General features: G+C 46.2%; 12 protein-coding genes. All 12 read left to right on the forward strand.

Annotated elements, in window-relative coordinates:
- Positions 1-90 precede the first annotated feature (90 nt).
- The 12 genes from GC093_RS34555 to GC093_RS34610 all read left to right on the forward strand — a co-directional run bounded on the left by GC093_RS34555 (position 91) and on the right by GC093_RS34610 (position 15,077).
- Positions 91-741, forward strand: coding sequence for a FadR/GntR family transcriptional regulator (locus tag GC093_RS34555; protein ID WP_171656509.1), 651 nt, complete (start codon positions 91-93; stop codon positions 739-741).
- Positions 742-917: 176 nt separating this feature from the next.
- A complete protein-coding gene (locus tag GC093_RS34560; RefSeq protein WP_171656510.1) occupies positions 918-3,116 on the forward strand; it encodes a dihydroxy-acid dehydratase domain-containing protein in 2,199 nt (732 codons plus the stop codon).
- Positions 3,117-3,230: 114 nt separating this feature from the next.
- Complete coding sequence (locus GC093_RS34565; protein ID WP_171656511.1) at positions 3,231-4,166, forward strand: U32 family peptidase; 936 nt, start codon at positions 3,231-3,233, stop codon at positions 4,164-4,166.
- 280 nt (positions 4,167-4,446) lie between these two features.
- Positions 4,447-5,652, forward strand: coding sequence for an ROK family transcriptional regulator (locus GC093_RS34570; protein ID WP_171656512.1), 1,206 nt, complete (start codon positions 4,447-4,449; stop codon positions 5,650-5,652).
- 11 nt (positions 5,653-5,663) lie between these two features.
- On the forward strand, positions 5,664-6,653 hold the full coding sequence (locus tag GC093_RS34575; RefSeq protein ID WP_171656513.1) for a Gfo/Idh/MocA family protein: 990 nt from the start codon (positions 5,664-5,666) through the stop codon (positions 6,651-6,653).
- Positions 6,650-7,645 (forward strand): Gfo/Idh/MocA family protein, encoded by a 996-nt coding sequence (locus tag GC093_RS34580; protein ID WP_312886694.1) that lies wholly within the window; start codon positions 6,650-6,652, stop codon positions 7,643-7,645. The genes GC093_RS34575 and GC093_RS34580 overlap by 4 nt, the downstream gene beginning before the upstream one ends.
- An 82-nt stretch (positions 7,646-7,727) precedes the next feature.
- Positions 7,728-8,654: an ABC transporter permease gene (locus GC093_RS34585; RefSeq protein WP_171656536.1), complete on the forward strand. Its 927-nt coding sequence runs from the start codon at positions 7,728-7,730 to the stop codon at positions 8,652-8,654.
- A gap of 16 nt (positions 8,655-8,670) precedes the next feature.
- Entirely contained in the window at positions 8,671-9,552 is an 882-nt protein-coding gene (locus tag GC093_RS34590) for a carbohydrate ABC transporter permease (protein WP_171656514.1), read from the forward strand.
- A 28-nt stretch (positions 9,553-9,580) separates the two neighbouring features.
- Positions 9,581-11,215, forward strand: coding sequence for an extracellular solute-binding protein (locus tag GC093_RS34595; RefSeq protein WP_171656515.1), 1,635 nt, complete (start codon positions 9,581-9,583; stop codon positions 11,213-11,215).
- Between the two features lie 268 nt (positions 11,216-11,483).
- Positions 11,484-12,233: a response regulator transcription factor gene (locus GC093_RS34600; RefSeq protein WP_171656516.1), complete on the forward strand. Its 750-nt coding sequence runs from the start codon at positions 11,484-11,486 to the stop codon at positions 12,231-12,233.
- Positions 12,230-13,942: a cache domain-containing sensor histidine kinase gene (locus tag GC093_RS34605; protein WP_171656517.1), complete on the forward strand. Its 1,713-nt coding sequence runs from the start codon at positions 12,230-12,232 to the stop codon at positions 13,940-13,942. Before GC093_RS34600 ends, GC093_RS34605 begins: the two co-directional genes overlap by 4 nt.
- A gap of 184 nt (positions 13,943-14,126) precedes the next feature.
- On the forward strand, positions 14,127-15,077 hold the full coding sequence (locus GC093_RS34610) for an ABC transporter permease (RefSeq protein WP_246315829.1): 951 nt from the start codon (positions 14,127-14,129) through the stop codon (positions 15,075-15,077).
- Positions 15,078-15,089 lie beyond the last annotated feature (12 nt).

Here is a 15,089-nt window from a genome sequence, read left to right on the forward strand (position 1 = left end):
TGTCTGTTTGACGTCCAAGTGATAATATGAGTTTAAATACATGTCATATGAGTTGGTGGATTTATGAAAGAGCTGGCAAGCACGAGGGTTTTGAACGAGCTAACAAAGCGGATAGAACAGGAGGATTGGAAGCCGGGACAGAAGCTGCCTTCATTAGCCGGGCTAGCCAAAGAATATGAAGTAGGGGTTTCTACGGTAAGGGAAGCGCTTCGAATTTTGGAAAACAGAGGCTACCTGATTATTGAGCATGGTCGTGGAATGTATGTGCGCAGCCGGAATTATTGGAGCCATGATTCGGCTGTCGAGCTGACAATGCTCCCAGTGGGTGATTTATTTTCACTATTGGAGTTTCGTGGAGTACTTGAGCCTGAGATGGCGGCTATGGCAGCTGAACGGGGGTCACCGGGTCAAATTAACGATATCAAAAGGGCAGCTGCTGTCATGATCGATGATTTGGAGAAAGGCAGTGATTATTTTTCAGCTGATATTGCTTTCCATGAGTATATTGCTGAGGCTTGTTCCAATGCAGTGATGGCAAAGGTTATGAAGGGCATTTCGGACCTGCTGCTGGAGAGCCGCAGACAAACTAGTCGAATCCCAGGCAGTGCAGAGAAAGCGTCCCATTTCCACATGCTTATTGCACTGGCGATTGAACAGCGGAACGCTTCGCTTGCCAAGGAGATGATGAAGGCTCATCTGGAAGATGTGAAGCAGGACAGTATGATGCTGAAGGAAACTTGAAGGAAGCTTGAAGGAAGCTTGAAGGAAGCTTGAAGGAAAACTTAAAGGAAGCGCTAAGGAAGAACTTAGGAAGTATTAGCTGGAGGGTAGTAGTGAAACCGAATGTCCAATGATTGTGCAGAGGAATGCAGCGGAATTATTCTGGACATACCGTATGGAGAGGGTGAGCTGACACTATGGCAACGATCAATAATCCAATCAATTCCTATCGTGGAAATGTGCAAGGCAAGGCGAATGAACCGATCACTGTTGCAGGCTTGCTGGACAGAGCATGGCGCGAGCTTGGCGGTCAGTATGAAGGAGGGGGCCCCGATTGGACCCTGGATCAGATCTATGACCGGCTGGAGCTTAACGCGCCCAGGATTGCTATTATTGGAGGTTCAACGGATCACCCTGCACATATTCTGGATCATGAAACGGTATTTAAAGCTGCGTTGAAAATTTGGCTGGAAGGCGGTGTACCGTTCTATTTCAGTACACCCGTGCTCTGTGATGGAACCGCCCAGAATAATATGGGCATGTCCTATTCCCTGCAGAGCCGCAATGCCATAGCGGAGATTGTTGTCAATCAAATGGAAGCGCATTCATATCATGGGGCATTCGTTATCCAGGGCTGTGACAAGCAGCCGCTTGGGGTGCTGAGCGGTCTGGCGCATCTTGACCGAGTTCGGAGATATCGCGGTGAGCATCCGGTGTTTGCGACCTTCAGTCCTTCCCATGTGCTTAAGGGCGGAACGATTCCTGATGATCTGAAGCAAGAGTTGATACTTTTGGCTAGTCAAGCCAGCACCCAAGGGCTCCATGATATTGCCGCAGATATTGAAGAGGCGGTCAGCTACATTCTGCAATGCTCCTCCAACACAGCGTTTCAAGGTGTGTTTCAGAGGGCGGTAGAATGCGGCTTGCTTAATGAGGAGCAGCATAAATATTTGGAGAAAAGGCTGGCAGTAAACACCTGTGACTCCAAAGGCGGAATATGTGCTTTTCATGGCACAGGGAACAGCTCGCGGGATGTAACAGCCGGATTTGGCGTTGTTTGCCCAGAGCTGGAGCTGCTTACGGAGCCTCCAACTCAGGAGCAGGTCAATAAGGCTATTGAAGGTTTGTTCGCTATTATATCTAGACCTGAATGCAGTGTTAGTGAGCTTGTTAGAGCTAATATCGCTAATACCATTCGAATTCACAGTGCGGGCGGCGGTTCTACCAATCTGATGATGCACATCGTCGGAGCTATGCTTTATGCAGGCTATGATTTTTCATTAGAGGATTTGGAGCAAATCGCAAACAAATATCCGATTCCTGATTTGTTTGATTACAGCCTGACAGAGGGCAGAGATATCTATGTGCTAGCGCAGCAGTGCTGTTCCGGGGACATACGCGGTATGGAAACATTAATGTATGAGCTGAATCGTAATGGAGTGCCGATGGATCTCGATGCGCCCACGGTGACAGGCCAGACTTGGAGGGAACGGTTGTCGGATACCAGAGGACTTAGCGCGGACGGTGTGAAAGACAATCCGATTATATTGAGCAAGCCGAGACGCAGCTTTAGTGGTGTGGATGTACTGAGGGGCAATTTTTTCAACAATGCGGTTGTCAAAATCAGCGGTATGCCAACCAAGCAGCTGGACCAGTTCGATGATAAGGTTGCATTCGTGCTTTATTACGAGAATGAAGAAGAAGCCAATCATCAGCTGTTGGATGTCGGCCTGTTGGAGGGCTTAAAGGCAAGAAAGCTATTTAAGCTGGAGCAGATGAAACAGATGGCTGTATATAACGCCTCCATATCCTTGGATGAGCTGGCAGGATTGAGCTATGAGGAGCTGTTCGACCGGATGATCTCGGAAGAATGGATAAGGCTGGCGTTAATTATTGCGGGGCAAGGGCCAGAATCGTTCGGGATGCCGGAGATGTTTACGCCGATGCAGCATATTAATGCTCACCGCCAGCTGAAACGTCTCACGACTCTAATAAGCGATGGCCGCTATTCAGGTGTGACCTATGGGGCGGCTGTGGGCCATGTGACGCCGGAAGCTTTTCACGAAGGAGGCCTCCTATATATTGAGGAAGGTGACCTGCTGCTTTTGCAGTTCCGCAATAAGCGCATCGATATACTGGACGCTGTGCAGTTCGAATCCGGCATAGTGCTTCCTTATGCCGGTGATCTTCGGGCGCAGCGCAGCGAGCTGGGCGCGCTTCGGCTGCAGAAGCTGCGCAATCGGCAAAGGCAGGTTGCCGCATCGAATCGGTTGCGCGATTGTACGGATGCTGCGCGAGGTGTTGTGCCAATGGCTGTCGCCTTGGAAGCAGACTTGCCATGGCGTATGCAGCGAGATCAGCAGGGGCAAGAGCAAGCGTCTGTTGAATGGTCCTAAGCTTGTCCAATGGGTTGTTTCCTGTAAGTTCGGCAGGAGACGATCCTTTAGTATACACAGTTGAGCATTGCATGGATTAACTATCAAAGTAATATTGGAAAAAGGAGCTGCAGCATGGATAAATCGAAAGCTTTGTTAAAATCATTAGGTTTCTTGGACAGGGAGGCCTATGATTTGCCGGATTCCCCAAAGCGGTTTCCGGATGGCGCACAGTATCGCTTGGAAATTCCAAGTGTGGAAGGACCAGGAGCGTTAAAAGCCGTATTTGAGGAAGCAGACAAATATGGACTTACTATTCATCGCGTTTCACAAGGCAGCGGCATCATGCTGCTGACCGATGAGGAGATAACAGAAATGGTAGAGCTCTGCGCAGCCCGCGGGGTTGAGCTGAGCTTATTTGTCGGGCCGCGAGGCACTTGGGACATCAGTGCCTTGCCGTTGACACCTGCTGGCAAGGTTGTCGCTTTGCGCCATGAGGGCATCGATCAGCTCGTTTATGCTATGGAGGATTTGCAGCGGGCCAACCGGCTTGGTGTCCGCGGAGCTCTGGTTGCGGATGAAGGGCTGCTGCTGTTGACCAAGGAAATGAAGAAGCAAGGATTGATTGCGCCTGAGTTTGTTATCAAAGTGTCTGTACAAATGATGGCGGCAAACCCGGTATCGATTAAGCTGATGGAGGATATTGGTGCGGATACGTATAATGTACCTACAGCATTAACGCTGCCTAAGCTTGCTTCGATCCGTCCGGCAATTGATATTCCGATTGATTTGTACGTGGAAGTACCTGACGGTCTCGGCGGATTTATCCGGCACTATGAAATTCCTGAATTTATTCGGATATTGTCTCCGGTATATATTAAGTTTGGCTTACGCAATCACCCGGATGTATATCCTAGCGGCATTCATCTGGAGCAGGTTAACATTAATTTGTGCCGGGAGCGTGTAAGAAGGGCCTATATGGGGATGCAGCTGCTGAAGCAATATGCTCCTGAGATGATAACCTCCGAGCTTGGAGCGCCGGGCTTAGGAGTTCCTGTACCGCAGAAATAGCCGGATTTCCGCTTTGATAGACTTCACCAACGCCCTTACTGCCTCAAGTATATCAGAGGAAGAAGGGCGTTGGTTTGTAATACGGATATATATTAGTTAACGCAGGTATCCGATAGAGTGAGCGTATTGGAAGCTGTACACGGCTCATGTTATAGTTTCTGAATATTCAAAAAAATTAATTTAGTAAGAAGGAATATCCAGTTTTTTCTAGAATAGTTATTTCACATATGAACTTAGTTTTTCGATTGGAAAAAGTAAGCAGTGAATGGGGTTTATCAAATTGTCGAGAAGAAAAGATGCCGCACGAACCGGAAGCCAACAGCTTATTAAAGAAATCAATCAGGTGCTGATCTTTAGGGCAATCCGCGAGAGAGGACCCATCTCCCGTTCTCAATTGGCGAAGGAGCTTAGATTAAGCCCCACTACCGTTACCGTGATTATAGATTATTTTATGGAAAATGGATTTCTGATTGAAACCGGCAAAGGGGACTCAAGCGGGGGAAGGAAGCCGATTTTGGTAAAGCTTGCCCCTAACGCAGGGGTTGTCATCGCTGTGGATCTGGAGCAAAACAGAGTAGCGGTATTGAATATGGAAGCCGATATTTTACAAGAGAAGAAGCTGGTGATATTTGATAATAAGGAATTGCTAACTTCGCTCATTGCGGTCATAAATGAGTTGATTGCTGAATACCGGGATCGCCACAAAATGCGCCCTCTCGGGATCGGCATAGCCGTTCCAGGTATTATCGATTTGCAGAAGGGTACGGTGTTCACAGCCTCCAAACTGAACTTTAATCATTTGTCGCTGAAGGAGGAACTGCAGGAACACTTTCAAGTACCGGTCCTACTTGAAAACGATGCGAATGCGGCCGCTTATGGGGAATTTCTTTATGGGCGTGCCCAGCAGGTACCGAACTTTCTCTATCTTCATATAGGCAGAGCGGTAGGAGCCGGATTTTTCCTGTCAGGAAACCTATTCACCGGTGGAGCCGGCGGGGCTGGGGAATTTGGCCATATTTCGGTGGATGAATCGGGCCCCCTGTGTCATTGCGGTAACATAGGGTGCCTCGAGAAGCTGATCAGCGAACATTCTCTATTGGAGAAATGGCGTGAGTGGGCTGGGGCTGAGGAAGCGACAGGGATTCCTGCCCTGGCGGAAATGGTTGAATTAAGTAACAATGGGGGGGGGACTGCCGGGCGGTTGATGGATTATGCTGGTGAGATGCTCGGAAAAGGAGTTGTCACATTAGTGCATTTATTCAATCCTACCTTAATTTTGTTAGGAGGTGAGCTGGCTCTAAACAACTTGCGCTTGCTGGATCAAGTAAAGAAGCAAGTCGACCGGAGAAGCATGCCGGTATTCTTGAAGCATGTGAAGATTGAAGAAAGCTTGACGAAGCTGAACGCTGGTATTATTGGGGCGGGATCGCTTGCCTTGCACCATTTTTTTGAAAACTTACATATTGATGCGGTAACCAACCGTTAGGAGGGCTTGAGATGTTTACGATTGGATTGATCGGCGCTGGAACCATGGGAAATACTCACAGCCGGTCGTACCGGCAAATAGCAGGTGCCCGGATTGTGGCGGTCTGCGACATCGACGGGGAAAAGGCGAATCAGCTTGCTTCCGCGTGGGGTGCGACTATATTCACATCAATGGAAGATATGCTTAAGAGTGAACAGTTCGATGCGGTGGATATTTGTTTGCCGACAGACTTGCACAGGCAAGCTGTGGAACTTGCAGCCTCCTATGGCAAACATGTTTTTTGCGAAAAACCGATTGCACTGACCGTTGAGGATTCTGAAGCTATGATCGAGGCCTGTAAAAAGGCGGGAGTGACTCTGATGGTGGGGCATGTTGTTCGATTCTTTCCGGAATATCGCGCAGCAAGGGAGCAATTGCTTTCCGGGAGATTGGGAGATCCGGCCGTTGTACGGACTATCCGGTCTGGAGCCTTTCCGTCATGGTCCGGCTGGTTTAAGGACGATAGCCGAAGCGGCGGCCCGCTGCTTGATTTGGCCATCCACGATTTCGACTATTTACGTTGGTGCTTTGGCCCGGTTCGGCGTGTATTCAGCCGCACCTTAACAACTAAACGGGAAGGAATGGAACATACGCTCACACTTCTAAGATTTGAAAGCGGTGTCATGGCTCACGTTGAGGCCAGTTGGGCTTATCCGCAGGGAGCGCCATTTCAGACCTCGCTTGAAATTACCGGAACCAAAGGGCTTGCCCTGTTTGAGAAAGACAAATCCAACTCGATCGTCAAATTCGGTGGGCCGCTGAATCAACAGGGAGTGCCGGACAGCCCTCTCTCTAAAAGCCCATACGCGTTGGAATTGGAACATTTTATCGAATGTGTTAAGCATAAGAAAGAGCCGATAACCTCGGGTGAAGAAGCTTTAGCTTCCCTGAAAATCGGCATCGCTGCTTTTCGGTCAGCTCAAACCAATCTGCCAGTTGAAATGGAGGGGATTCTGCAGTGAAACCGATACGAATCGGAATGATCAGCCTTGCCCATAAGTCGCATGCCTATAGCTATGCAAAAGGTTTGTCGGAGCTGCCCGGGGTCATCATTACCGGCATTTTTGATGAGGAAGAAGAGAGAGGGCGAACGGCTGCAGAACGGTTTCAAACTCAATTGTATGCCGACTTGAATCCACTATTGGACGATGTAGACGGCGTGGTCATCTCCTCGGATAACCAAAAGCATTTTCTGTATGCCAAGGCCGCCGCAGAAGCGAAGGTGCATATCCTGGTGGAAAAACCGATTACCACAGTAGGTGAAGAGGCCCGCGAGCTAATCGAGTTATGTGAAAGAAACCATGTAGTGCTTCAAACCGCTTTCCCAGTAAGATTTAATTCCTCTGTGCAAAAAGTCAAACAGCAGATCGATAATGGTGAAGTCGGCGAAATTATAGCCATCGCTGCTACAAATCACGGTAAAATGCCCGGAGGGTGGTTTATAGATCCTACATTATCAGGTGGAGGCGCCGTTCTGGATCACACTGTCCATGTGGTGGACATCATGAGATGGTTCTTAAACAGTGAAGTGAAGGAAGTGTATGCCGAAGTCGACACATTGCTGCATGACATAGAAGTGGATGATTGCGGCTTGCTGTCCATGCAGTTTGAAAATGGGGTTATTGCCACACTGGACACAAGCTGGTCAAGACCGCGCTCCTTCTCCACTTGGGGGGACGTTACACTCCGCATCGTGGGCACCGAAGGTGTAATTCATCTGGATGCCTTCGCGCAGGCCGGAAACTTGTGGGAGAACAACGCTGAACTTTCCCATCGGATGCTTCCTTGGGCGGATAACTCCAACGAAGCGCTGGTTGCGGAGTTTGTGGCTAGTATTCGGGAAGAACGCCCAAGCGCCATTACCGGATTGGACGGCTTGAGGGCTGCTGAAGCGGCTTGGGCTGCTTACGAGTCGGCAGCCCTGATTAAACCGATTCAAGTGAAGCATTACTAACATTCATTCGGTATACATTCATGCAACTTCAGAGAGGAGGTGAAAACCTTTGGAGCAAGTATCCGTTCAGAAACAAGCTAAAATGAAAATGTATGCTGTACGGCGCCGAAGTTTTTTGAAATCCTTCCTTAAAAACTGGGAGCTATACGTGATCATTTCCCCTGTTATTGCCTTCTATATTATTTTTGAGTACATTCCAATGTACGGTGTGCAGATTGCGTTTAAAAACTTCGTTGCTACAAAGGGCATCTGGGGAAGCTCATGGGTAGGTTTCGATCATTTTGAACGTTTCTTCAACAGTTATTTCTTCTGGCGGTTAATTAAAAATACGTTAGGTCTAAGCTTGCTGCAGTTGGCTTTTGGCTTCCCTATCCCGATTCTTCTAGCACTTATGATAAACGAGGTCAGGCTGAAGTTATTTAAAAGATTTGTGCAAACGGTTACATACGCGCCGCATTTTCTTTCCACTGTTGTGCTCGTAGGGATGATCGTGATTTTCGTTTCACCGCAAAGCGGTATTGTGAACCAGATCATCGTTCTCTTCGGAGGTGAACCGATCTCGTTTATGACACAGCCGGAATGGTTTAAATCGATGTATGTCGCCTCAGGTGTCTGGCAGCAAATGGGGTGGAGCTCCATCATTTACCTGGCGGCTCTTGCCGGAATCGACCCCCAATTGCATGAAGCGGCGAAAGTCGATGGCGCCAGCCGGTTGCAGCGCATCTGGAATGTCAACCTGCCCGGCATTATGCCGACGATTGTGATTCTACTGATTCTGAACATGGGATCTATAATGAGCATCGGCTTTGAGAAAGTTTATCTTATGCAGAATGACCTTAACATGGACAGCTCCGACGTCATTTCAACGTATGTATACCGTACCGGTATTATTCAAGCCCAGTACAGCTTCTCCGCAGCTGTAGGCCTGTTCAATTCGGTGATCAATATGATTCTGTTGGTAGTGGTTAACTTAATAGCCAAACGCTTAAACGAAACCAGTCTATGGTAAGGAGGGGGTTCCCAAGATGACCCGGAGTTTCGAGGATAAAATATTTGATTCTATCAACATGCTGCTGCTCGTTTTGATTACGATCATTGTCTTATATCCACTTGTGTTCGTAATTAGTGCTTCGGTTAGCGACCCCTCCATCGTAGTCAGGGGCGGTCTGTGGCTTTGGCCCAAAGGACTTAATTTTACAGCCTACGAGAGGGTTTTTGCGAACAAAGAGATCTTGAGCGGTTATGGCAATACGATTATGTATACAGTGGTTGGTACCGCAATTAATTTGGTTATGACCATTTGTGCCGCTTACCCGCTATCCCGGAAAGATTTCCGGGGAAGGCACATCATCACCGCGCTAATCGTGTTTACCCTATTTTTCAGTGGAGGGCTGATCCCTACTTATTTACTGGTGAAAAAACTGGGAATGCTCGGTACCATTTGGGCGCTTGTGATACCGAATGCTGTTGCTGTATGGAATATCATCATCATGCGAACTTTTTTTCAGAACAGCATCCCTTTCGAAATCCAGGAATCCGCTGCCATAGACGGGTGCAACAATTTCCGGATCTTGTATTCGATAATTCTCCCTTTATCCATGCCGATTGTCGCCGTTATGATACTGCTTTATGCGGTTGGACATTGGAATGCATTCTTTAACGCACTGATTTACTTGTCGGATCGGAGCCAATACCCGCTGCAGCTGATTTTGAGAGAAATCCTGATACAAGGTCAGATGCAGTCTATGTTGGATATGGCGGATGATTCGCTTGCCAAAAAACTGATGGAGGTGGAAGGAATCAAGTACGCGGTCGTGGTTATCGCGAATTTGCCGGTACTGATGCTTTATCCGTTCTTGCAGAAGTATTTCGTACAGGGAATCATGATTGGGGCTTTGAAAGGATAAAAGTGACAATCCAAGGGAGGTTCAACGAATGAATAATTCTAAGAAATGGGCATCCGTAATACTCACTGCAGCAATGACCACCACTATGATCGCAGGGTGCAGCGGCGGAGAGAAAGCCCCGGCAGCCGGAGGCAAGGAAAGCTCGAAAGGTGCGGAAGCTAAGGTGAATGCGACTGGCTTTCCGATCGTGAATGAACCCGTTAACTTGACCTTTTTAGCTGCAAAAGCACCCACAACCGCCAACAATTGGAATGAAACAATGATCTGGCAGGAATATGCCAAGATGACGAATATTAAAGTTAACTTTCAGCTGATTGGATTTGATGCATTTACGGAAAAACGTAACTTGGCACTGACGAGCGGCGACTACCCGGATGCCATCTATTTGGCTCGAATGTCCACTGATGATCTAATGAAATACGGGAGTCAGGGGGTGCTGATTAAGCTGAACGATCTGATTGATAAGCATGCTCCTAATTTCAAAAAGCTGATGGAGCAGTATCCCGAGGTCAAAAAGGCGATCACGATGGCGGACGGTAACATCTACAGCTTCCCGAATATGCTGTCTCCTGACTTCACCTCCGTCCGAATGGGAGGCAAGCTGTGGATCAAAAAGGAATGGCTTGAGGCTCTGAAGATGGAGGAACCTAAAACAACCGAGGATTTTTACAACTATTTGAAGGCCGTTAAATCTACGGACTTGAACAAGAATGGCAAAGCGGATGAAATTCCGCTTGGCGCCACCAAATTGAAGGATTTGGTCAGTCATTTCAAAGGCTTCTTTGGGCTTGGTACCCGCGGTTCGTCCCATCAGATGGTTGACATGGATCCTAACACAAACGGGCTTCGTTTCGTTCCGACTGACGAGCGATACAAAGAACTGCTCACGTATTTCAATAAGCTTTACTCCGAAGGGCTGATCGACAAGGATATCCTCCCTAACGAGAAAGACCAGAATAAGTTTTTTGCCAAAGGCGCCGAAGGGGTATATGGTGCGGTTAGAATGACCAGTCCCTTTACTCTTATGAAACAAACGGGCTTTATTGGTACCAATGCATTGCAAGGACCGAAAGGCGATAAGCTTTATTCCGAGTACCGTCCGGCCGTATCAGGTCCGGGTGCTTTCGTTATCACCAACAAGAACAAGAATCCGGAAGCGACCGTCCGTTGGATGGATTATTTCTTTAGTGAAGAAGGCAACAAGATGTTCTTTATGGGCTTCAAGGACAAGAGCTATGTCGAGAAGCCGGACGGCAACGTAGATTATACGGATGAGATTCTTAAAAACCCGCAAGGATTGACGATGGAGCAAGCTGTCGTTAAGTATGTCACCTGGCCGGGCGGAGGTTATCCGGGTATTGTAAGACAAAAATATTTCAAGGGCGCAGAGAGCATGCAGGAGTCACTTGACACGGCTAAGAAGGTCGAAGCGAACCTGCCGAAAGAAATTTGGCCGGCGTTCAGCTTTACGGAAAAGGAAAACGAAAGGTATCTCGCACTTAATAATGACTTCACGACCTATATGGATGAAATGACGGCCAAGTTCATTACCGGCGCAGCGCCGCTTTCTGATTGGGATAAATATGTTGCGACGATCAAGAAGATGGGTCTCGATGAGTACATGAAAATTTATCAAGCCGCCTACGAACGATATAAAAAGTAAATGTATCCGGGTATGGCGATTGGTTGATAATGCTACGATTTCAACCTTTAGATAATAAGACGGCGTTTTGGGATCGAATTTGAATATCAACGTGACTGACATGAATAGATTAGCCAAACATTAGGCCTCTCGAAAGTATGGGGGGCTTTTTGCCAATTTCACATGATAACAATAAAGCTAAAAAAGTCATATCAAAGTAATTTAGCGTAATGTCTGATCGATTGATATATTGTATGATGTATACAGTCTTACCTGAGAGGTGATGTTGTTGTACAAAGTATTAGTTGTAGATGATGAGAAAATTGAACGTGAGGGCATCAAATTTTTGATCCGTCATTACGCGTTTCCTATTGAAATATTCGAAGCAGAGAATGGCCTTAAAGCATTGGAGGTTTTGAAAACTCAGAAGGTCGATATTCTATTTACCGACATTCGAATGCCGTTCATGGATGGACTGCAGCTGATAGCGGAGGCAAGGCCTGTTCAGCCTGACTTGAGAACGATTATTTTAAGTGCTTATGGAGAGTTTGAATTTGCCAAAGAAGCGATTCGGCTTCAAGTTACTCATTACTTGCTTAAACCTGTTGAAACCGATGAGTTTCATACGGTGTTTTCCAGCGCCCTTGGTTTAAAAGGAACACCTGATGTGGAGCAGCTATTGGATGTGTTGCCTAACAGTAATAATGGAAGCGCTTCCCGCAGGGTGATCGAGGAAGTGCAGCAGCTGATACATAATCATTATCAGGGTTCTATTGGGTTGGACTGGATTGCAGAGCAGGTTTATTTAACCCCCAGTTATTTGAGCTATTTATTTAAGAAGGAGATGGGCGTTACTATAGTTAAATATATTGTTTCTTACCGGTTTGAGAAGGCGGCTAGTCTCCTTTGCGGAACTAATATGAAAATTATCGATATTTCAGTCGAGGTGGGTTACGAAAACTATCCCTATTTTTGCTCTCAATTCAAAAGTTATTTCGGAACAACGCCAGCGAAATACCGGGAAGGACAACGGAAATGAAGCCGTGGAAGCACTCTTTTAAAAATTTGCGATTTAGGCAAAAGCTCATCTTATCTTATATGGTGGTTGTGTTGGTTCCACTGCTGCTGCTTGGCCTTTACTCCTATTATCAATCTCTAGAGCTATTGCAGAAGCAGGCAATTCAGGGAGCTAGAGAAACGGCTGCCACTGTAGCGGGCGGAATTAATGACAATATGGTCCGTTATGAAAGGATCTTCGATTCCATTGTGTTAAACCCGGAGGTTCAGCGTTTTTTTGGGAGAAGCTATACCGATCTAACTGAGCTATCGAGTGATTTGAAAAAAAATGTGGATCCTTTTTTTACAATGGTTACCCATTTAAACAAAGACGTAAGTCAGGTTACCGTTTTCACTAAGAGTGGGATTCCGGAGTATGGGAATACGATCCAATCCTTCGATAAAGCGCTACAAGCCGTATGGTATGAGCAAGCAAGCAGGCAAAAGAAAACATTCTGGTATTATCGCCAGGGGGAATTTGCTGCGGTAAAAAAGTTTCCTAATATTTATGTTCATGAGGATACAGCTTTACTATATTTGAAATTAGATCCTTCGCATTTGCTGGATACGACAACCATAGGAAACGCGGAACATTATGGGTTCGTTCTGTCAGACCATAATCAAAACATGATATTGGAAAAAGCGATGCCAAACGCAGCCCAAAGTGGAATTACCCCTCAAGAATTGATTCGGCAAAAGGATGGTTTTTTTAGTAAAGACGGGGTTTCATACATTGTGCTCACGCAAAATATCCCCATTCCGGACTGGACTCTCCATTACTACATACCGGCGAAGCAGCTCTCCGTTGACGCTACAAGCATCATTAAGGCAACGATCGTAGTGGTGGCTGTCTGTACCTTTATTTTATTCGTGCTGATTTGGCTATTCTCTCGAACACTTCTTTATCGGATTCAATTATTACATAGATGGGCTAAGCAGGTGGAGCTCGGAGACCTTCGTGTCTCTGCAGTAAGTGATGACCATAGGGATGAAATTGGGGAATTGACTCGACGTTTTGGTAAAATGCTTCAGCGGATCAATGAACTCATCGATGAAACCTACAAAAGCAAAATTACTCAGAAGGAATTGCAGCTGAAAGCCTTGCAGTCTCAAATTAACCCGCATTTTTTATACAACTCTTTGTCCATTATCAATTGGAAATCTGTGGAAATCGGAGCGCGGGACATTAGCCATTTTGTAACTACGTTATCCAAATTTTATAGAACTGCACTGAATAGAGGAGAAAGTCTGACTTCAATCCGCGATGAAATCACGAATACACAATCCTATATACAGATTCAATCCGTTATGCATGACTATGAGTTCGATATTATTTATGAGATCGATGAAACCATACTGCCTTATTCTACGGTTAATTTAACGCTGCAGCCTCTTGTGGAGAATGCCATTATACATGGAATTGATATGAAGACGGAGGGAAAGGCAGAGCTTATCATCCGTGGGAAAAGGAACAATGGGGATATCGAATTTTCGGTCGAAGATAATGGGCCGGGAATTGATGAGGAGTTGCAGAAAGAGCTGTTATCAAGGCCTTCTAAAGGCTACGGCTTGAAAAATGTACATGAACGTATTCAAATTACATTCGGTGAGCAGTATGGAATACAAATATTTAGCGAGAAGGGTAGAGGAACCGTTATGAAGCTAGTTATTCCAATCAGAGCGTACGAATAGAGGAATCTTGAGGTTGTTCGCAAGACTGCCTTTCGATCACGAGGTCTGACAGGGAGCATATTGCATAAAAAAACGAAATATTTCCAAAAAAACTGAAGATTTAGTTTGAGTTAGGCTGTGCTATAGTGAATCTAATGAAATGAATGCGCATTCATTTTGGTTTCATAGAGGGAGGGTATGGGCTTTGAATACCTCGCTAGCTGGTAAAATAGCCACTTCAGCTAAGCTGCGGCTTAGAAGAAAAAAGTTTTATGAATACAAGGCATTATATTGGATGATGCTTCCGGGAATTTTGTATTTTATAGTTTTTCACTACATTCCGATGTACGGCGTAGTCTTGGCATTCAAAAATTTCTTTATATTGAAAGGAATAATGGCCAGCCCATGGGTCGGATTGGATCATTTCCGCAAAGCGTTTGCTGATCCCTATTTCTTTAATGTCTTAAAGAACACACTTGTTATCAGCTTCTACAAGCTGCTGTTCGGCTTTCCGATTCCCATTGTGTTTGCTTTACTCTTAAGTGAAGTCACTCACATGCGCTTTAAGAAGCTGGTACAGACGGTATCTTATTTACCTCACTTCATATCATGGGTTGTATTGTCAGGAATTTTCATCAGCCTGTTTTCGATGGAAGGGCCGGTCAATTTGCTTATGAATCTGTTTGGGATGGAGCCTACCGTTTATATGGCAGATCGAAGGTATTTCAGAATTATTTTGATCGTAACGGATATTTTCCAAAGCTTTGGATGGGGCTCGATTATTTATTTTGCCGCCATCGCTGGCATAGATCCTCAGCTTTACGAAGCAGCCATAATAGACGGCGCGGGCAGGTTCAAGCGGATCTTGCATATTACTATTCCAATGCTGGTTCCCGTCATTTCCATCCTGCTCATTCTGAAGATGGCTCATATTCTTGACGCTGGCTTTGATCAAGTATTCAATATGTACAATCCGATGGTTTACGAAGTGTCAGATATTATCGATACCTATGTATATCGGAAAGGGCTAGTCGAAGCCAATTACAGCTACTCTACGGCGGTAGGATTATTCAAATCTGTTATAGCACTTATTCTGATAGTGGTTGTTAACAAAGCAGTTAAAACGATGGGCGGTAAAGAGCACACTTTATGGTAAAGCTTCAAGCAG

Origin of the sequence: Paenibacillus foliorum, from assembly GCF_013141765.1 — a bacterium.
Lineage (GTDB): Bacteria > Bacillota > Bacilli > Paenibacillales > NBRC-103111 > Paenibacillus_S > Paenibacillus_S foliorum.